Source organism: Pelagibacterium sediminicola (assembly GCF_003390885.1).
Taxonomy (GTDB): Bacteria; Pseudomonadota; Alphaproteobacteria; order Rhizobiales; family Devosiaceae; genus Pelagibacterium; species Pelagibacterium sediminicola.
The window spans coordinates 20,943-40,872 of sequence record NZ_QMEL01000013.1 but is presented as its reverse complement, the minus strand read 5'-3'; the positions used below and the strand labels follow the sequence as shown (position 1 = coordinate 40,872).

General features: G+C 61.4%; 16 protein-coding genes. 6 read left to right on the top strand and 10 right to left on the bottom strand.

All coding sequences use genetic code 11. The annotated features are described in order from the left end of the window. Window positions 1-26: 26 nt before the first annotated feature. Window positions 27-1,946, bottom strand: a complete 1,920-nt coding sequence (locus tag DQG18_RS15030; RefSeq protein ID WP_116655067.1) for a bifunctional 5-dehydro-2-deoxygluconokinase/5-dehydro-2-deoxyphosphogluconate aldolase — start codon at window positions 1,944-1,946, stop codon at window positions 27-29. A 230-nt stretch (window positions 1,947-2,176) separates the two neighbouring features. Here DQG18_RS15030 and iolG point away from each other — a divergent pair, with 230 nt between their 5' ends. Then, the gene (iolG, locus tag DQG18_RS15025; RefSeq protein WP_116655066.1) at window positions 2,177-3,169 is read left to right on the top strand and encodes an inositol 2-dehydrogenase; all 993 of its coding nucleotides are present in this window, start codon (window positions 2,177-2,179) and stop codon (window positions 3,167-3,169) included. A gap of 29 nt (window positions 3,170-3,198) precedes the next feature. Here the strand turns inward: iolG and DQG18_RS15020 are convergent, their stop codons facing one another. Continuing rightward, window positions 3,199-4,068, bottom strand: coding sequence for a MurR/RpiR family transcriptional regulator (locus DQG18_RS15020; RefSeq protein WP_116655065.1), 870 nt, complete (start codon window positions 4,066-4,068; stop codon window positions 3,199-3,201). A gap of 186 nt (window positions 4,069-4,254) precedes the next feature. On the opposite strand from DQG18_RS15020, the gene DQG18_RS15015 reads away from it, so the two are divergent. The 4 genes from DQG18_RS15015 (at window position 4,255) to DQG18_RS15000 (ending at window position 8,227) form a co-directional block, all read left to right on the top strand. Beyond that, the gene (locus tag DQG18_RS15015) at window positions 4,255-5,040 is read left to right on the top strand and encodes an ATP-binding cassette domain-containing protein (protein WP_116655064.1); all 786 of its coding nucleotides are present in this window, start codon (window positions 4,255-4,257) and stop codon (window positions 5,038-5,040) included. A 10-nt stretch (window positions 5,041-5,050) separates the two neighbouring features. Further along, window positions 5,051-6,034: an ABC transporter permease gene (locus DQG18_RS15010; protein WP_116655063.1), complete on the top strand. Its 984-nt coding sequence runs from the start codon at window positions 5,051-5,053 to the stop codon at window positions 6,032-6,034. Window positions 6,035-6,115: 81 nt separating this feature from the next. Beyond that, window positions 6,116-7,018, top strand: coding sequence for a sugar ABC transporter substrate-binding protein (locus tag DQG18_RS15005; RefSeq protein ID WP_116655062.1), 903 nt, complete (start codon window positions 6,116-6,118; stop codon window positions 7,016-7,018). Between the two features lie 90 nt (window positions 7,019-7,108). Next, entirely contained in the window at window positions 7,109-8,227 is a 1,119-nt protein-coding gene (locus DQG18_RS15000) for a Gfo/Idh/MocA family protein (protein WP_116655076.1), read from the top strand. A 10-nt stretch (window positions 8,228-8,237) separates the two neighbouring features. Here DQG18_RS15000 and DQG18_RS14995 read toward each other — a convergent pair whose 3' ends face one another. Genes DQG18_RS14995 through DQG18_RS14985 form a run of 3 tightly spaced genes read right to left on the bottom strand, consistent with a single transcriptional unit; the run spans window position 8,238 to window position 12,170 of the window. After that, window positions 8,238-9,914 carry a metallophosphoesterase family protein gene (locus DQG18_RS14995; RefSeq protein WP_116655061.1) on the bottom strand — a complete coding sequence of 559 codons (1,677 nt, stop codon included), beginning with the start codon at window positions 9,912-9,914 and terminating at the stop codon, window positions 8,238-8,240. Then, window positions 9,914-11,548, bottom strand: coding sequence for a Na/Pi cotransporter family protein (locus tag DQG18_RS14990; RefSeq protein ID WP_245958494.1), 1,635 nt, complete (start codon window positions 11,546-11,548; stop codon window positions 9,914-9,916). Before DQG18_RS14990 ends, DQG18_RS14995 begins: the two co-directional genes overlap by 1 nt. Window positions 11,549-11,567: 19 nt before the next feature. Then, a complete protein-coding gene (locus DQG18_RS14985; RefSeq protein ID WP_116655059.1) occupies window positions 11,568-12,170 on the bottom strand; it encodes a dual specificity protein phosphatase family protein in 603 nt (200 codons plus the stop codon). A 206-nt stretch (window positions 12,171-12,376) separates the two neighbouring features. On the opposite strand from DQG18_RS14985, the gene DQG18_RS14980 reads away from it, so the two are divergent. After that, entirely contained in the window at window positions 12,377-13,408 is a 1,032-nt protein-coding gene (locus DQG18_RS14980) for a LacI family DNA-binding transcriptional regulator (protein ID WP_116655058.1), read from the top strand. A 7-nt stretch (window positions 13,409-13,415) separates the two neighbouring features. Here the strand turns inward: DQG18_RS14980 and DQG18_RS14975 are convergent, their stop codons facing one another. The 5 genes from DQG18_RS14975 to DQG18_RS14955 all read right to left on the bottom strand — a co-directional run bounded on the left by DQG18_RS14975 (window position 13,416) and on the right by DQG18_RS14955 (window position 19,668). Continuing rightward, window positions 13,416-14,240: an inositol monophosphatase family protein gene (locus DQG18_RS14975; RefSeq protein WP_116655057.1), complete on the bottom strand. Its 825-nt coding sequence runs from the start codon at window positions 14,238-14,240 to the stop codon at window positions 13,416-13,418. 123 nt (window positions 14,241-14,363) lie between these two features. Then, window positions 14,364-15,479 (bottom strand): ABC transporter substrate-binding protein, encoded by a 1,116-nt coding sequence (locus tag DQG18_RS14970; RefSeq protein ID WP_116655056.1) that lies wholly within the window; start codon window positions 15,477-15,479, stop codon window positions 14,364-14,366. Between the two features lie 92 nt (window positions 15,480-15,571). After that, a complete protein-coding gene (locus DQG18_RS14965; protein ID WP_425454229.1) occupies window positions 15,572-16,720 on the bottom strand; it encodes an ABC transporter substrate-binding protein in 1,149 nt (382 codons plus the stop codon). Window positions 16,721-16,750: 30 nt separating this feature from the next. Further along, a complete protein-coding gene (locus DQG18_RS14960; protein ID WP_116655054.1) occupies window positions 16,751-17,911 on the bottom strand; it encodes an ABC transporter ATP-binding protein in 1,161 nt (386 codons plus the stop codon). Between the two features lie 5 nt (window positions 17,912-17,916). After that, complete coding sequence (locus tag DQG18_RS14955; protein WP_198669796.1) at window positions 17,917-19,668, bottom strand: ABC transporter permease; 1,752 nt, start codon at window positions 19,666-19,668, stop codon at window positions 17,917-17,919. Window positions 19,669-19,930: the final 262 nt, after the last annotated feature.

Sequence of the window (19,930 nt, the reverse complement as noted above, 5' to 3'; positions counted from 1 at the left end):
TGGGCTCGTCGTTCCACTATACGCCTTCATGTCCAACCGTCACGCGCCTCCCATGCGCCAACCAGCACGCCGAAGCGCTCGGCCATGTCGTTTACCGCATCGGCATCGCTCATCGCGCCACCAAGCCATTGTTCGGCTGCGCTCGCAAAGATGGTACGGCCAACGGCAAAGCCCCTGACCGAGCGCGAGCTTCGGGCCGCCGCGAAAGCGGCTTCGAGTTCCTCTCTCGAGGCTTCCAGTCCAAGCAGAACCACGCCACGGCAATAAGGGTCGTTGCTCTCGATGGTTTCATCGATCCGCGCCCAGGCGGAAGGGCTGGCCTGCGGTTCGAGTTTCCACCAATCGGGTTTGATCCCGGCCTTGTAGAGCGCTTCGAGGGCGCGTGGCAGGGTGTCGTCATCGAGGGGCCCATTTTTTCCCGCGATGATTTCGACCAGCAGCTCACGACCGATCTTGCGCGCCGCATCGTAAAGGCCACGCAGCTTTTCGGTCTGCTCCTTGCGCAGATCTTCCGGATCGTCAGGATGATAAAAGGCAAGGCATTTGATGCAATGATCGACCGGCCATTCGACCAGCCGCGACCCCATATCCTGCGTGAACTCGAAACGCAGCGGCCGCGACCCGGGCAGTTCCACCGGCTTGCCAATCCACAGGTGCTCGTGCCTTGAGGCCGCAAACAGCGCATCGCGCCCGTGCTTGTCGTCGATCAGTACCCCAAAGCCCGGCCGGCCATCGGCCACGCGCGCGGCAGCTTCGACGGCGAGCGCCTTGAACTCACCGATCCTGTCATGGGCCACCCCAAGCCGGTCGGCGAGCATTTCGAGCTGCAGGCGATGATCGATGGCCAGCGCCATCAATTTCGGATGGTCGCGGCGGCGCGCCGTCGTCGCCCAGTGGATGTGGTTAAGCGCCTCATCATTGCGGAGCGCAAATTCCGTGCTGCCATGCTCGAGAAAATGGGTCAGTTCCTCGAAACTGGGGATTTCCGACGAGCACAGAAGCCGGGACACCGCGAAAGCGCCGGAGGCGTTGGCCCAAGTCGCGCAGGTCGCGAGCGGCTCGTCCCTGAGCCATCCGCGCAGGAACCCGCTCATGAAGGCATCCCCGGCCCCCAGCGTGTTGTAGACCTCGATCGGAAAACCCCGGCCAACGATGCCATCCTCAAGATCCCCGGGAATGTCGCCGTCATAGACAGTGCACCCCATGGGACCGCGCTTGAGGACGATCGTTGCCGGGGACAATTTCCGGATTGTCCGGAGTGCGGCGTGAAGATCGCTTTCGCCCGAGCCGATCAGCACTTCCTCTTCGGTGCCCACGATCAGATCGCAATGGGGCAGGACGGCCTTGAGCTTTTCCGAAACCTTTGCGGAAGCGATGTAGCGCTCCTCCCCCGCCGCGTGACCGGCCAGCCCCCACAGATTGGGGCGGTAATCGATGTCGAAAACGACCTTGAGCCCGTTTTCCCGCGCGATCTTTATCGCCTTGTGTTGAGCCGCTGCCGTGTTGGGCTGCGAAAAATGCGTGCCCGTGACGAGAATCGAACGCGAACGCGCTATGAAACCCTCGTCTATGTCGCTCTCTTCAAGCGCCATATCCGCGCAGTTCTCGCGATAAAAGATCAGTGGAAACTTCTTGTCGTCCTCGACCGCCAGAATGGCGAGGGCCGTGAGGCGCTCGCTATCGACGGCGATACCCTCAACCGACGCGCCTTCACGGCGCATCTGCTCGATGATGAAATTGCCGAACTGCTCGGCACCCACCCTGCCCAACCAGGCCGAACGGAGGCCGAGACGCGCCGTGCCGATCGCGATATTGGCAGGACACCCCCCGACCGATTTGGCAAAACTGGCCACATCCTCGAGGCGGCTCCCGATCTGCTGGCCATAAAGATCGACCGAGGCGCGCCCAATCGTGATGACGTCCAACTGATCCCTGCGCGCACTCATCGCTCTGATGATCTCCTTGAATATTCCAGGAAGGCCCCACCTGGCCACAGCTGCGATAAGTGAAACAACAATTCTGAAATGATGTCAAACCAGAATGTTTGTTCCATTTATTGATTGCACTTTATCGTTTAAAATGGAAGTAATGTGCACACTGGGCATCGCCTGCGCGCGGTTTCAGCCGTAAGGCAAGGGAGCCCCCCTCAACCACGTTTGCCTCATGGAGGATTTGTATGCTGCGTTTCGGAATTTTGGGCGCGGGTCGCATCGGCAATGTCCATGCGCGCGCCATTGCGGGATCGGGCCGGGCCAGCGTGAGCTATATCGCCGACGCAATGGCCGAGGCGGCCGACGCCCTTGCCAATGCAGTGGGCGCCAGGACCGGCTCGGTCGAAGAGGTGATTGCCGCACCGGACGTCGACGCCATCCTGATCGCGACGCCGACCGACACCCATGCCGACCTCATCGAACAGGCGGCGCGCGCCGGCAAGGCGATCCTTTGCGAAAAGCCGGTGTCGTTGTCGGTCCCCCGCATCGAAGACTGCCTCAAGGTGGTGGAGGCAGCGAGCGTGCCTTTGATGATCGGGTTCCACCGCCGTTACGATCCCAACTTTGCATTCCTCGAAAAGCGGCTGCGCGCCGGAGAGATCGGCGATCCCGAGATCATCACGATTATTTGCCGCGATCCTTCCGCGCCCCCGGTGTCCTACATCGAGCGCTCGGGCGGGCTTTATCGCGACATGATGATCCATGATTTCGACATGGCCCGGTTTCTTCTGGGCGGCGACGAAGTCGAAACGGTCCACGCGTTGGGCGGCGTCATGACCGATCCCGCCATCGGCAAGGCCGGCGATATCGATACCGCCGCGGTCCACATGCAGACCGCATCGGGCAAGATCGTCGTCATCACCAATTCGCGCCGCGCCACCTATGGTCATGACCAGCGCATCGAGGTGCACGGTTCAAAGGGGATGCTGCGCGCCGCCAACATCCACAACACAACGGTGGAACTGGCCGATGAGCGCGGCTGGACCGAGGACATGATCCCCTTCTCGTTCGTCGAGCGCTATCAGGCGGCCTATACCGCCGAAATTCACAAGTTCCTCGACTTTCTGGAAAAGGGCGAGGCACCCCGCGCATCGGGACATGACGGGCTCATGGCGCAAAAGCTCGCGGAAGCGGCAAGCGAAAGCCTCAGGACCGGACAGGCTGTGCGGGTGGATTGAGGGGGTCGGCGGGATACGCTCGCCCTGCCCTATTTTCCACTTCCGGCCTTGCGGCGATCGGCAAGGGCGACCGAGAGCGCCATCGCCAGGGTCATGGTTGCGTTAAGCGTCCGGAAGCCCTCGAAATCGGCCTCGGCCAGTTCGAGCCAGACCTCCGATAGCCCCGCCAGGGGGGAAAAAGGCGAATCCGTGATCGCGACGACACGGGCGCCTCTTTCGCGCACCTGCCGCGTCAACGCCACCGTCTCGCTCGCATAGGATGTAAACGAGATGGCAAGGGCAGCATCATTGGCGGTGACGAACCGCGCCTGCTCGGCCGCAAGTCCGCCGACGGCATCGATGAGCACCGTCTTGATGCCCAGCTTTCCCAGTGCATAGGCCATATAGGATGCAACCGGAAACGAACGCCGCAGCCCGATGAGATAGATGGTCTCGGCGTTCTCGAGCACGTCGAGCGCCCCTTCCATGACAGTCTCGTCGTGCCGGCTGCGCAGCATTGAAAGCGAGCGGAGCGATGCCTCGGCAAAGCCCTCTAGTATCATCGAGACACGAGAGGCGTTTCCGCCGTGCTGGCGCAACTGCGCCATGCGCTCGTCATAGCCGATCACCTGATCGCGCAGACGCGAGCGGAAAACATCCTGAAGATCGGAAAAGCCCTGATAGCCGAGCGCCTGAGAAAAGCGCACGAGCGTGGACGGCTGCACCTCGGCCTTGGCGGCGATCGACGCCGCGGTGCCGAACGCGACGTCATCGGGATTGTCGAGAGCGTATCGGGCGACCTGCGTCAGCCGCCGTGGCAAATCTTCGCAGCGCTCGATGACCATGGCCCGCAATGCCCCATAGTCCCGGGGCGGCCCCGAACCGTCATCGTCCTCCTCGATCACTTTCTCACGCGCCATATTCTTACCAGTTCCATCCTGTCCGCAGGGCCGTTCTCGAGGCTGCGACACCCGTTGCAGATGCCGGGCCCCGCGCATTCCATATTTGGGGTTGACGCATCAGAGCATGAGTGGAATGAATATTCCATATTTTTTCCTTTGTGCATCAATAATTCTACCGAGAATAGATGAAAAGGGAGGGAGGGCATGGCTGGATCGGCAACGCCGCTGCTCGAAGCGCGGGGTGTCGCCAAATATTTCGGCGCCATCACCGCACTGCACGATGTCAACTTTCAAGTTGGGCACGGAGAGGTACTCGGGGTCGTCGGCGACAACGGCGCCGGCAAGTCCACCCTCATGAAAATCCTCTCGGGTCTTTACCATCCTTCCGAGGGTGAAATACTTCTCGATGGCAAGGTCGTGAAATTCAACAGCCCCAAGGATGCGCGCGCGGCCGGCATCGAAATGGTCTATCAGGACTTCGCGCTCGCGGGCAACATGCCCATTTACGAGAACATCTATATGGGCCGGGAGCCGGGAATCAAACTGGGCCCGCTCACCATCATCGATCACCACAAGGCGCGCGAGATGGCGAGAAGCCATCTCGACAACCTCCATATCAACGTCAAGTCCGTGGATCAGAACACCGAGGATCTTTCGGGCGGACAGCGCCAGGCCGTGGCAATCGCCCGCGCCACGGCGTTCCATGCCCAACTCGTCATCATGGACGAGCCCACCGCCGCCCTTGCCATCAAGGAAGTCGGCAAGGTCCTCGATCTCATCAAGCGCCTCAAGGAGCACGGCGTCGCAGTGATCGTCATTTCCCACCGCATGGACGATATTTTTTACTGCTGCGACCGGGTGATGGCACTCTATCAAGGCACCAATTTCGCCGAGAGCCAATTGGCGGACACCTCGCGCAACGAAGTGATCGGCTGGATCATGGGCACCAAGGGGCACACGGAATCCCTCGCCCACGACCGGCTGCAATAAGGGTTATCGCATGCTTTACAGCCCGAAGCTGTCGAAATTCCTCGAATCCTACGGCATCATTCTCGTCGTTATCGTGATGATGGTGGTCATCGCGCTTTCGCGGCCCGAGGTGTTTCTCACCCCGCAGAACCTCACCAACATTCTCAAGCAGAATGCAACGCTTGCACTGGTTGCGCTCGGGATGTTCGTCGTCATCGTCACGGCGGGCATCGACCTTTCGGTAGGCTCGACGATGGCCTTGTCCATGGTGACGCTTGCGCTCGCCAGCCGGATGGGCTTGCCGTGGCCGGTCGTGCTTCTGGTCGGCCCGCTGGTGGGGATAGCTGTTGGTCTCGTGAACGGGATCGGCCTCACCTGGCTCAAGCTCCCGCATCCCTTCATCATGACCCTGGGCACGCTCAATGCCGTGCGAGGGATCGCCTATCTCGTCACGAACGGCGCGCCGATTTCCGGGCTGCAGCCAGAAGTTCGCTATCTGGGCCAAGCCTACTACGATCTGGGCATATTCGCACCGCCCGCCGGCATTCCGGCCAGCCTGATCGTGGTGGCAGTATGTGCGATCGGCCTATGGTTCTTTCTGGAAAAAACCAGCACCGGCAGACATATCTACGCTATCGGCGGCAACCCGCAGGCCGCACGTGTTTCCGGCGTAAACGTCGATGGCATCCTGGTGCTGGTCTATGTGATTGCAGGATTCATGGCTGGTCTCGGCGGGCTCTTGCTCGCCGGCCGAACGGATTCCGGCTTCCCCAACGCCGGGCTCATGCTCGAACTCGACGCCATTGCCGCAGTCATCATCGGCGGCGCCTCCTTTTTCGGCGGGCGCGGCACGGTGCTCGGCGTTCTCGCCGGGGTGCTCATCATGGGCCTGCTGCGCAATGGCCTCAACATCAACAATGTCAGCTCTTTCTGGCAGATGGTGCTGATCGGGATCGTGATCATCTTTGCGGTGTGGATCGATGTGATCCGCCGGCGGGCGGCCGTTCGCAGGTAAAGGCCGTTACGACCGCCCCGGATGTCTCCAGCCGGGGTGTGCAAAGTCAACCGGAGAGTGGTCAAAAGGGAGGACCATGAAATGAAAAGAGTGCTATTGGCCGGCATCGCATTGGGTGCCATGACAATGGGAGCCCATGCCCAGACCTTTGTTCTCGGCATGAAAGGCCCCGGCGCGGGCAATCCGTTCTGGGCAGCCGTCGAGGCAGGCGCCAAAGCCGCCGGAGAAGAACATGGCGTCGAGGTCATCGTCGTCGCCCCGCCGCAGGAATCGGACGTTCAGGCCCAGATCAACCAGATCGAGGACCTCATCGCCCAAGGCGTGGACGGGATCGCGCTGGCCCCCACCGATCCGAATGCGCTGGCGCCGGTCGTCGATTCTGCCATTGCCCAGGGCATCCCGGTCGTATTCGTCGATACGCGAGGCACCAATGAGGGTGTCTCGTTCATCGGCACGAACAACCAGGTCGGCGCCGCGCTCGCTGCCCAGTATATGTGCGACAACCTGCCCGAAGGCGCCGATGTCGCGATCCTGCAGGGGCTCATCAGCCAGTCCACGGGCCAGCAGCGCGCGCAGGGCGCTCATGACGGATTGGGAGAATGCGGGCTCAATATCGTCGCCGAGCAGCCTGCCAACTGGGACCGCGCAATGGGGCTTTCGGTGACGGAGACCATTCTCGCCGGCAATCCCAATATCGCGGGCATCTTTGCGTCCAATGACAACATGGCGCTCGGCGCCGTGGAAGCGCTCAAGCAGGCTGCCATGCTCGATGATGTCATGGTGGTCGGTTTCGATGCCAATCCCGACGCGGCGAACTCGATCGTCGCCGGGGACATGACGGCATCCATCGCCCAGGCGCCGGACAATATGGGACGGTTCGGGATCGAGTCGCTGATCGCGCTCACCAATGGCGAGACGATCGAGGAATGGGTCGACACCGGCACCGTCCTTGTCGATGCCTCCAACGCGGCGGAATATCAGTAAGCCTTTTCCTCCGAAGGCTACTCCGGAAACGGCGCAGATCATCCTGCGCCGTTTCTTCCTCAATTCCCCTTGTTTTCCCGGATCATCGCCATGACTGGACTCGGTGTCGGCCTTATCGGCACAGGATATATGGGCAAGTGCCACGCGCTTGCCTGGAACGCCGTCGCGCCGGTTTTCGGTGACGTTGCCCACCCGCGCCTGGTGCATCTGGCCGATGTGAGCCCCGAACTGGCAGCGCATCAGGCCAAGGCTCTGGGCTTTTCACGCGCGACCGGAGACTGGCGCGATGCCATCACCGATCCGGAGGTCGATGTCGTCTCGATCACCACGCCAAACGCCTTCCATCCGCAAATGGCGATTGCCGCATTGGAAGCAGGCAAGCATGTGTGGTGCGAAAAGCCGATGGCGCCCGATTTTCATGACGCCATGCGCATGGCGGCTGGGGCCCGCGCCGCCAGGAAGGTGGCGATACTGGGCTACAATTATATCCAGAACCCCCTGATCCGCCATATCGGCAAGCTGATCGGCGAGGGCACCGTCGGCATGGTGCACTCCATTCGCGCCGAGATGGACGAGGATTTCATGGCCGACCCCGACGCGCTCTTTTACTGGAAGAGCGAAGCGAGTTCAGGCTATGGCGCGCTCGACGATTTCGGGGTTCATCCGCTCTCGATCCTCACCATGCTTATCGGCCCGGTCGCCGAAGTCATGGCCGATCTTGCCCGGCCCTTCAGAACGCGCCCAACAGCCGGCGGCGGCCCGCGTGAAGTGGAAACCTGGGACATCGCCAATATCCTCATCCGGTTTGCCAGCGGCGTTTCGGGCGCGATACAGCTCTCGCGCGCGGCATGGGGCCGCAAAGGCCGTATCGTGCTCCAGATTTTCGGGTCAGAGGGGACGATCACCTACGATCAGGAACGCATGAACGAATTGCAGCTCTTTACCCGGCTGGGGAAAGGGAGCGAAGAGGGGTTTCGCACCATCCTTGCGGCACCAGTGCACCCGCCCTACGACAAGTTCATCCCCGCGCCGGGCCACGGGCTGGGCTTCAACGAACTCAAAATCATCGAGGCCCGCGAATTCATGCGGCAAATCGCTGGCGATCCGGCCCATATCATAGATTTCGAGAAGGGGCTGGAGATCGAGCGCGCCGTCCATGCAATGGCCGAAAGCCATCGGACCGGGAACTGGGTCAGCGTCGGCGGATAGCCCCAAACCGCTACGCTTTCACCGGTACCTTCAGCCCGACCGTCGGTCCCTCTTCCGTGCTCCCGCAATCCTCGGCGCCGATATACCGCTCCAGCATTTCAAAAAAGAGTTTTAGCCGCGACTGGAGGCACGAGGGATCGGGCCAGTGGCCCGCGGAATAGACCTCGATGAGCCGCCGGTAGAGCGCCATCCGCTCTTGCGGGACGTATCGGCTGACGAGAGCGCTTGCCTTTCGCGCCGCATACCAGTCGGTCACGAGGTCGATGCCCGAAAGCCCCTTATGCGTAAGCCCCGCTGGAAGGCCCCCTTCAAGGTCGATCGGCATTGCAAGCGCAGCTATCGCGAACATATCCTGTACAGAAAGCGCCTCGATGGCGCGCGCCAGCTCGACCGGCCATTCCCTGGGCAGATAGCGATGAGCGACCAGTTCCCGAACATGGCCGTAGAGAAACGCGCCATAAGAATCTGCCTGCGTCCAACCACTGTCAGGCTCATCCTCGCGATAGAACGGGAAAAAGGCGTCAAAATTCTGGAAATCGAGATGCCTGTAGTCAACGCTCAGCCCATTCGCGTGTGCGTCCACCACCGCAAAGGCCGGAGGGAAGGCAACAGGCGATGGAATGGCCACATTGGTGATGTTTTGGCCGCACGCTGCAATGGTGTTGGTGTCGGCGATATGGAGATGACCCGAAAAATGCATCCCGATCCCCGTGCCTGCAACGGTGCGGGCCGTCTCCGGATGCGGCGTCCGGCGAACGGCCTGCGTCGTGCCGAACAGTTCGCACTCCTGCACGGTGGTGCCGTCATAGGTATCGAGCACCGGATAGTGCGAAAAGCACACCAGCGCCTTGCCCTGAGATCTGGCCCGCGCGGAGACGTCAGTGAGCCAGTCGAGGATGAATGGCTTTAGCCGCACCAGCGCGTTCCATCCGGCATCGGTGCTATCGGCAAACGCATCCTCTCGCCCATTGTCGGGGCAACCGTTTCGAGGCTCAAAAACATTGGCGTCGATCGAAACCAGCCAAAGTCCTTGCTCGGGCTCAACGAGATAACTCAGGTCCAGCTGGTGATGGGTAACCGAACCATCGGGTGAGCGCATCGCGAACATGCGGCTGGAAAAGGAATCGTCGGTTCCAAAGGGCGACTCCCAATGAAGATCGGAGGGCCGCCGCTGAACCCCATATGGTGCCCAAAGGGGAGCCAGATCGTCATAGGCGCGGCAGAACATGGCCGGATCGATCACCACCCGTTTCTCTCCTTGTGCAAGCGCCGGGTCGCTCGTCACCAGCGTCGTGCCGCCATCGCGGTCATAGAACGCCTTGGCGTGGTGCCGCCCGCTCATGCCATAGACATCGTGATTGCCGGGGGTGAGAAAGAACCTCATGCCGTGCTCGGCCTCGTATCGTGCAAGAACACCGAGCGCGGCGTCCATCGTCGCGATTTGACCGTCATCGGTGAGGTCGCCTGCAATGACGACGGTGCGGATACCCTCAGCGGCACAGGCATCGAGCGCCGCCGGAAAGGCCAGATAGCTTTCATTGAAGATGCGCGTGGAGCGGGCGCTATCGTCCCGCGTGCGAATGCACGCCCCCGCCCTGCCCTCAAACTCTACCCCGGCAAAGCCGTAACCGGGAAAGACCTCATGGTAGTGGGGATCGGCGATAATGGCGAGCTTATGTGGCTTCATCAGGCCTCCGGCGTCGACCGCAGGCGCGTTTCGCGCAGGGCGCCCATATCGTCGAGAATTGGATAGGCGACCGAAATCAGATGCGCATTGACACGCTTGAGATCGCGTAGAATGTCAAGGTGGAGCCCGGATGTTTCGACCGTCTCGGTCCGTTGCGCACGCAGGCGTTCAAGGTGCCGTTCCGCCGATTCCGCCTCGAGACGCCTGACATCGGTCTTGCAGCCCGCCAGCTTCCGCGCCAGATCGGGATCACGCGACAGGAACACCGACTGGGCGATCTGGAAAATCTCGAAGGTGCGGCCGTAGAACGCAACGATCTCGGCAAACCCTTCCTCGGAAAAGGCCAGCTTGCGTCGCACTTTCTTTGCCGCAAGCTCGGAAAGGCCGCTATCTATGATATCGCCGATATGCTCGAGATTGACCGCATAGGCCATGATTTCCGTAGCCCGCCGCGAATCCTCTTCGTCGAGTTCTTCTTGTCCGAGGCGCGAAAGATACATCTTGATCTCCGCGTGAACCCTGTCGATGTCATTCTCGATCGCCGACAAGCGATCGCGCAGGCCCGGATCGGACGATTTGAGCGCTGCCATGCTCGCTTCGAGCATCTCCCTGACCATATCGCCGAGCCGCAGCGTCTCGCGGGCGGCGGCCGAGAGCGCGAGCGCAGGCGTAGTCAGCACGCTTTCATCGAGATAATGCGGCGCCGAACCGGCTTCCACCGCATCGGGAAAGAGCTTTTTGAACAGCTCCACGACGGGGCCGAGAACGGGCAGGAAGACCACAAGCAGGACGACGGAAAATCCGATATGCGCGGCCAGTACCAAGTCGCCCGTATCGGGCCATACCCGGCTCATCCATGGCGCGATGATCCCCGCCATAGCGGTGAGCACAATGGCGCCGATCGCGCGTATTGAGAGGTTGGCAGCCGCCAGGCGCCGTGCGCCCACACCTTCGCGCAGGACGGCGAGATACGGCGGCAGGGCTCCGCCCAGATTGGCGCCGGCCACCAGCACCAGCGCCAGCTCAGCCGTAATGATCCCGGCTTGTCCCAGCAGGACCACGAACAGCACGACCGCCAGGCTGGAGGTGGCGGCAAACGCCAGCCCGGCCGCAAAGAGCAACGCAAAGACCGGTGCATTGCCGAGGCTGGCGAGAATGAAGATGACCGTTTCCGAAGTTCTGACCGGCTCGGTCGCATCCCCCATGAGCGACAGCGCCAGAAGCATCAGCCCGAGGCCCAGCACGGCCCGGCCAATGCCCTTTCCCATGGCATAACGGCTGCGATTGAAGGATATTACGCCGACAAGGATCAGGACCGGCGAAAGCCAGTGAAGATCGAGCGTGAGGATGACGGCAGCAAGGCTCGTGCCGATATTGGCACCGAGCATGATGGCTTGCGCCATGATGCCGGAGACGAGATCCCGCGCGGCAAACGACGCGGTGATGACCGCAGTCGCCGTGCTGGACTGGACCGCAAGGGTCGCCAGCATCCCGACGAACACCGCCCACACGCGGTTTCTGGTGCTTTTGCCGATCCAGTAGCGCAGCGAAACGCCGAAGGCGCGCAGCATGCCCGTCTTGATAAGACGCAACCCCCATATGAGCAGCGCGCCAGCACCAAGCAGTTCGATCAAAACCAGCGTCGAGTCGATTTCAGCGGCCCTCCAGCAGATCTATGGCCTCGGATGCGCGTTTGGCGGCGTCGATCAGCATCGGCTTGGGGGTTTCAAACCACTCGTCCCGGCGCAGTTCGCGCCGCTCGCGCACATGGGCCAGCGCATCCTCGAAGGTGGGAAACAGATGCGGCTGGTTCTTGGCGAGATAGAGCGCGACAAGGGCAACGGAGCGGCTGCGGCCGCCTCGGCAATGGACAAGCACGTTGCCGCGCTCCCGATGAGGGTAGCTCGGGCGTTCGGGCATGCGCTGGTTGAGGGCACCGTCGAGAATGTAATAGCCCGCCAGCATCATCCTGCCCGGATTGCCGTCGCCGTCTATCAGCCCGATCTTGTAGGCGCGAAGGGCGCCATGCCCGGTCGCCACCTTGCCGGGCTCCGCATCGAGGACGGGGTCGAGAACATAGTTGAAATCAAGATTGACCGCGCAGTTGATCACCGTGGTGATGCCGTTTTCACGCAACAGATCCAGATCGCGCGCCCCATCCGACCCCCCGATAAAGAGCGAAATCCTGTCCTTTCCCACTTCGGTAGCGATGAGGCTGATATCGGGGCGGTCGTAACGGGGGGCAGTCTGGGCCATGCAGTCGTCTCTTCTCGGGTATGGAAATGGGCGTGCGGGATGGACGCACATCGGAGCGATGCCGGTCTCCTCATGCAGCGCCTCCAGCAATCGTTGCACACCTGTGCAAAGCGGTCAACAGAGCCGTGATGCAGCGTTCCCTTCTTGCAGTTACCGCACACCTGTGCAATGTGCCGTTCACAGACAGGAACGCGGCGACGAACAGGATGAAGCAGGACAGACCGCCCAGATCGCACGGGAAATCTTTCGTCAGCGCCCAGCATGTCGCCCAGCGCGCCGGCGTATCGCGCTCCGCCGTCTCCCGGACTTTTACCACAGGAGCGAGCGTTTCGCCTGCCACCCGCAAGCGCGTCCTCGAAGCGGCCGAGGAACTGGGGTATCACGTCAATCATCTGGCGCGTGGGCTGATCCGGGACAACAGCAACATCATCTCGCTGATCGTGACCGACCTGAATACGCCCTATCAGTCCGCGATGATCGAGGCGCTGACCCGGCGCCTGCAGGCGGCCAACAAGGTCGCCATGGTCATCAACTCCTCGGGCGAGAATGCCAGCGTCGAATCCGCCTTGCGCCAGACGCTTCACTACCGCGCCGACGCAACGATCGTACTTTCTGGACAGCCCGCAGCTTCGCTGATCGAGACCTGTATCAACAACGGCCAGCACGTCATTCTTGTCAACCGTGACGATCCGGTTCCCGGACCGGAAACCATCGTCGTCAACAACCGCACAGCGGCCCGCCAGGCTTTCGACATGCTCATGCGGGCCGGGTGCCGGAAGCTGGCAGTCATCGCTTCGGCCGTTGGATCGGCATCGCTTTCCGCGCGCGAAAAAGCGTTCGTTGCAGCGGCGCAGGAATCTGGCATCGATGCCAGCGTCATCCGCTGGGGGCCGACCGCTTATGCTTCGGGGGTCGAGGCCGCGCGGCAGGTCCTGAGCAGAGGCGACCGGCCCGACGGCATTTTCTGCGTAACGGACCTTTTGGCGTGCGGATTTCTCGACGCGGCGCGGAACGAGTTCGGCCTTGCGGTGCCCGAGGAACTTTGCGTCGTGGGTTTCGACGATATCGAACAGGCCGGATGGTCGTCCTACGAATTGACCACCTTCCGCCAGCCGATCGACCAGATCGCCGACCACATCGTCAACCTCATCGGAAACCACAGCCCGGTCCACGCCGTACAGGAGCCCGTCCGGTTCCAGGTGAAACCGGTCTGGCGCAAGACGGTAAGACCGCGCTGACATCCCCTTATCGGCAGACGATCCCCGTCGCTTCGCTCATGAGGCCGGCCAATCCCGGCGCGGCAGCCAGCACCCCGCCTCCCTCTTCCCGCCAGTCCACGCCCAGGTAGTCGCAGACCTTGCCTCCAGCCTCACGCACCAGAAGAAGTCCGGCGAGGCAATCCCAGGGATGCATGTGCAATTCGGCATAAGCGTCCGAGCGCCCATCCGCGACATAGGCAAGTCCGAGCGCGCCGGTCGCTGCCCGACGGATATTGACACCGGCAGCAAGTATCTTGCTGAAAACGTCCAGATAGGTCGCGTTAGAAATGCGCACCGACCATCCCATCTCGACGCAGGCCATCTGTGGATCGGTGACTCCCGAGACCGAAATCGGCGATCCGTTGCGCGTTGCCCCCCTGCCCTTTCGCGCGAAATAGAGCTCATCATGGACAGGGTCATAAATCGCCCCGAGTAGAACCTCATCGTGCGCCGCGAGTGCGATGGAAATGCAATAATGGGGAATGCGGCGCGCAAAATTGGCGGTCCCATCGATCGGATCGACCACCCAGACGATATCACCCGGAGCAGAACCGGATTCTTCTCCCACAAAACCGTCTTCGGGGAATAGCGTTGCGAGCCGGTCGCGGATGAATTTTTCCACCGCGGCATCGGTCTCGGTCAGGAAATCCTGGGGTCCCTTCATCTCATAGCCGCCCGAGCTGGCCTCAAATGCCTGCTGTGCGATACCTCCGGCTTCACGGACAAGATCCTTGAGCGCACGATGGCGGCTGTCGAGCGCCGCATCGCTCAGGGCCGGAGTTCTGGTCGCGGGCTGCACTATTGCTGACATGGTCTAAGGCTCCTTTTTTCGGGCTTCGTATTGGCATCCGGCAGCGAAGCCGCCGGGTGCGGTTTTGGGTAGGGACGCCGCCCGCTTCGAGGCCGATGGCAGGAGCGGCGTCCCAATGCCCTGTCAGCGCGAGTAGTGCAGGCGCCAGAAATCTTGCCAATCCTGCCGCGCATCGAAATCAGCTTCGGCCGTTTCCATCGAGAACGTCATCAACCGGTCCATATGATCAGAGATGCCCGAGGGCTCGTCGGCCGGGAGGCTTATGTCCGAATTGGTGGACATCTTGCCATCCACGGCCTGCGGCGCGATCCCTTCCTCGGTCAGCAGATAATGGATGAACAGGCGGGCTGCATTGGGGCTGTCCGTTCCGGCCGCGATGACACCAGGTCCGGGATAGAGCCAGCCGATGAAAGGCTCCATGCCAACGCACAGACCCAGCTTGAAATCGCTGGCCGCGTTATCGCGATATTTGGCGACCGAGGTAATGCCGAAAAAGGGATCGTCCTGGCCGGGGGCGCCGATCGCCTCGGCGACCGATGAAGAATCCCCCAGAAGCGGCTGGTTTTCCGCATAAGCCCGCACCCAAGCAGCAGTGGCGCTTTTCTCGGAGGTCTCGAGGGGCGCTCCGTAGTGCGCCTCGTATGCGGCGGCCATGGCCCCGTCGTAATGCATTTCCATCTGGTTGAACCAATCGGCATAATTGGGCTTGACCAGCGGATCGAGCATGGCGACCTTCCGGGCATATTCCGGCTCGGTCAACTGCCAGATATTGGTGACGGGGCAGGTCTGATTGATTTCGGTGTTATACGTAAAGACGTGGGGGTCGTTGACCAGCACCAGCGGATCACGCCATTCGGGAGCGATTTTCGCCTCAATATCGCCCGGCACCCAACTCTCGACGATGCGAGTGGGCGTGAGTTGGGCGGCAATGGCTGCAACGTCCGCGGCAACGGAGACATCCCCAACGACGTTGCCCGACTGGCTTTCGCGGATCAAAAGCTCGATCTGATCGGCTTCGTTGACCTTACGGCCTTCGGCTGCGACGCCATATTTTTCCGTAAAGGCCGCGGCTGTCTCCACGATTTTTCCAGTGACAGCATAGACCGTTATCGCGGGCTCGGTACGCGCAGCTTCTATGATTGCGTCGAGATCGAATCCATCCTGTGCCGCAACGGTCGAGGCGGAAAGTGCGAACCCTGCGGCGATGGACCCGAACAGCGCTCTTCTGAAATCAGACATAACTCCTCCTTGTCGTGCCGGCTTTGGTTCCGCACGAACTGCTTCATTCATTGGAATTGATGGCTGGCGCCGTGGCACCAGCCATCCGGGTCTTAGCGGGTGTAGTTGATCCGCCAGAAGTCTTGCCAATCCTGACGCGTATCAAAGTCTTCGATCGCGGTGAGGGTGCTGTAGGGCATCATTTCATCGAGATATTCGCTGACGCCCGATTGGTCTTTGGAGTGGGCGGGCACCTCGGGGTTGGACGAGAGTTTGCCGTCGGCGCTTTGCGGAGCGATGCCTTCCTCAGTCAGCAGATAGCGGATGAACAGACGCGCCGCGTTGGGGCTGTCCGTCAGGGTCGAAATCATGCCGATCCCCGGATACATCCAGCCCGAGAACGGCTCGAGCCCGGTACAAAGTCCGAGCGCCAGACCATCGGGCGCATTGTCACGGAATTTGGCGGTCGCCATCATGCCCATGAAAGGATCGGCCTGTCCGCGAGCGCCTACGGCATCGCCGGCCGCCGAATCCGAATCGGTAAGAAGCGGCGAGTTTGCCGCCAGCGCCTTGACCCAGGCCTTGGTGGCGGAATCTTCGTCGGTCTCGAGCGGCTTGCCGTAATAAGCTTCGTAGGCCTGGGCAATTTCGCCGTCGAAATGCGTCTCCATCTGGTTGAACCAGTCCGTATAGGTCGGCTTGCCCAGCGGGTCCTGCATGGCAACCTTGCGGTTCCATTCGGGTTCGGTGAGTTGCCAGATGTTGCTAACCGGGCAGGTCTCGTAAACCTCCGTGTTGTACGTCCATACGTTGGGGCTCGAAACGATGATGACCGGATCCTGCATCGTCTCGGGAATGAGGTCCACAAGATCGGGGGGCGTCCAGCTTTCGAGCAGCCCCATGGGGACCAGTTGAGCCATTCCCGGCGGCACATCCTGGACCACGATGACATCGCCAACGACGTTGCCCGCCTGCCCTTCCCGCATGACCTGATCGATCTGTGCGCCGGTGGAAACCTTCACCCCTGTAGCGCCCACGCCATATTTTGCGGCAAACGCCTCGGCGATTTCCACGATCTTTCCGGTGCTGTCGTAAACCGTGATCGGCGGTTCTGCGCGGGCGGCTTCGATCAGTGCATCGAGGTCGAAATTCTCGGCATCCCACGCATTTTGCGCCACCGCAGGCGACAAGGACAGCGCGGTCGCCAGCGCCATTGCACCGACCCCCGCAGACAGCCTGCCCGATCCAGAAGTTATTTTCATTCCGTATCTCCTCATTTCAGCACCACCTCCTCAAGCGTGCATTGGTTGAACTGTCTTGCGCGCCTTTGCGCCCGCTCCGGTTCCGAGCATATCGTCGGCTTTCCCGTGACGGTTCCCCTGATCGTCAAAGACGTGCAAGGCCTCGGGGCGGATGTAGACTTGAACGCCGTCGCCATCCTCCACATGAGGCGCAAGATGAGTGGTGAGGAACAGCTTTGCTCCCTTGCACTGCAATTCTATGATCCAGGACCCACCGGTCGGCAGAACGCCCGACACCGTCGCCTCTTCTCCAAAAGCCCCAGAGGGGACGTCTTCCGCCGTCGCGGCGATCGCCAGGGCCTCGGGCCTCATTCCGACAGAACCGATGCCATCGAGCGCGGGGAAATGCCTCGTGAAATAGGTACGCGCGGAGGCCGCGAGCGGGCTCCCGGCCGCCATTTCGATAATATTGATCGGCGGGCTGCCGACAAATTCGGCGACGAAGCGGTTGGCCGGCCGGTCATAGATGTCGTTGGGGGTGCCGCGTTGCTGCAGCGTGCCTTCGTTCATCACGGCAATCGATGTCGCGAGGGTCATGGCCTCCCACTGGTCGTGGGTCACGAAGACGATGGTGGTCCTGAACTCTTCGTGGAGGCGCTTGAGTTCTGCGCGCATCTCCAGACGCAGCCGTGCGTCGAGATTGGACAACGGCTCATCGAGCAGCAGCACGTCCGGATTGACGGCCAGCATCCGCGCCAGCGCCACGCGCTGCTGCTGCCCACCCGACAATTGCGAGGGGTAGCGGTCGCGGTATTTTTCGATGCCAAGGGTTTCCATGACCCGGGCAACGCGGGCCTCGCGTTCGGCCCTGGGAACCTTGCGCAACCGAAGGCCGAAATCGGTATTGCGTTCCACCGTCATATGCGGCCACAGCGCATAACTCTGGAAAACCAGGCCCATGCCGCGCTTTTCGGGCGAAACGAACGTGCCACTGCTGACGCAGTCGACAACCCTTTCGCCCACCGCGATCCTGCCGTCCGAAAGATGCTCGAGCCCGGCGATCATGCGCAGCGTCGTGGTCTTGCCGCAACCCGAAGGCCCGAGCAGGCACATGAACTCGCCGTCATCGATTTCGAGATCGAGGTTGGAAACCGCGTTGGCAGCATTGCCGCCATAATTCTTCTCGGCTCCATAGAGAGTGATTGCTGGCATGGCGGTCAGGTCCCCAGTCCATCGGCAAGATTGGTTTTGGTGAGTTTCTGGGCCAGAAGCGTCCCGAAATAGGCGATCGCGGCGATGATCAGCACCACAGCATTGGCGGCCTGCGTGTAATTATAATCGACCAGCCGCAGGGAATAGGTGGTGAGAACATCGGTGGCCGGCACGGCGAGGATGACGAAAAGGCTCAACCCCTTGATCCCCGAAATGAAGGGCAGAAGAATTCCCGTGACCAGCGCGCCCTTCTGGACCGGCACGACGATCCAGGCCATCCGCCGCAACCAGCCGGCTCCCGAGATCTGGGCGGCTTCTTCGGGGTCCTTGCCCAGTTGCATCATGGCGGAGATACCAGCGCGCGAGGCATAGGGCATCTGGTCGGCGACAAGTGCCAGCAGCAAGATTGCCGCCGTGCCGTAAAGGGCGGGTATGGGACCGCGCTGTACGGCAAAGAGCGAAAGGTAGGCGGCCGCGAACGCAATACCGGGAACGAGATAGGGCAGGAACGTCACTTGCCGCAAAAATCCGGCCAGGGGCCGCACCGGCGTGCGCACGACCACATAGCCGACCAGAAGTCCCAGCAGACCCGAACAGATCGAGGCCGTACCCACGATCGTGAGCGTATTCCAGGCAGCGCTCCAGAGCGAAGGCGAAAGCAGAATGCCGGTGCGAAGCGCGACTGTTTCAAGATCGGTCCCGATCCAGTAATCGAGCGTGAAATTGGACCAGGCAAAATTCGCCGGAACGCGCATGATGGTGGACAGCGAAAGGGTCAGCAGCGGGAGCCCGACCGAGACCAGAAAGATCAGCGCGGCAAATGCCGTTGCGGGGACCCGTAGCGGACCCAGCGCGCTCTTGCGGCTCATGGCACCCTTGGCGCCCACGGTCACGAATTTACGGGCCTCGCGTACGAGCCGCGCATCGATGAGCAGCGATATGACGCCGATCAGCATGATGGCCGCAGCCAGAACCGCCGCCACTCCGGTCTGGCGCGAGGAAATCGAGCGGTAAAGCCCCGTTGCCAGCAGATCGTAATTGACCGGCAGGCCGAGCACATAGGGGACACCGAACTCCCCGATACATTTGGCGAACGCAAGGATGATCGCGCTCATCAAGGCCGGCAGCATCATCGGCCCGATAATCCTGAAGGCGACGGTCGAGGACCGCGCACCAAGCATCCGCGCCGAGTCCTCAAGCTGGCTATCGAAACGCCGCAGGGCATTTCCGAACAGCAGGATGAAGAACGGAATATAATTGAGAGCGAGGATGATGGTGATCGGCACCTGGCCATAGGCAAGCCAGTCGGGGGGAGCAAAGCCCATCGCCTCGAACCATCCAAGCTGGCCGCCCACCGAACGGTTCTTGAAGAGCGTCGTCCAGGCCAGCGCGAACGTCCAGGCGGGCAGCATGAAGGGAACGATGAGGGCGGTCGCGAACCAGCGGCGCGCGAACATATCGGTCCGGCTCACAAGCCAGGCCAGCGGCCCGCCGATCGCCAGCGAAATCGTAATGGCGCCAATGGCCACCGACAGCGTGTTGAAAAGCGGGGCCCAGAACAGATTGCCCGCGACGGGCGAAAAAAGCGCGCGACTGATATAGTAGAGGGTCCATTCGCCAGGAGCGGCCCCGATGCGCCGCTCGTCACCGAACTGCACTCTCCCTGCATCGACCAGAAGCGAAGCGATCGGAACGATGATCAGATAGGCAAACAGCAGCGCGACCAGAATACCGAGCAGCGTGGTCGGCTCGCGCATCGAAATGCGGGCGCGGTAACGCAGTCTCCGCCAAAAACCCGGCACCGCCCCACGGCCAACGGGAGTGCCGACCACACTCATCAGGCGACTGCCCATACTGCATCATCGCAATGACAAACGCTCGCCCAAAGATACGCCGAAAGATCCCTCATACTTCCTCCCACCGCCGTTTTCGGGCCACCGAAGCGGCCCACCTCCGACAGCGACCGTATAATACCGAGGATGTCTGTCAAGGAATTTTTGCACACCTGTGCAAAAACAA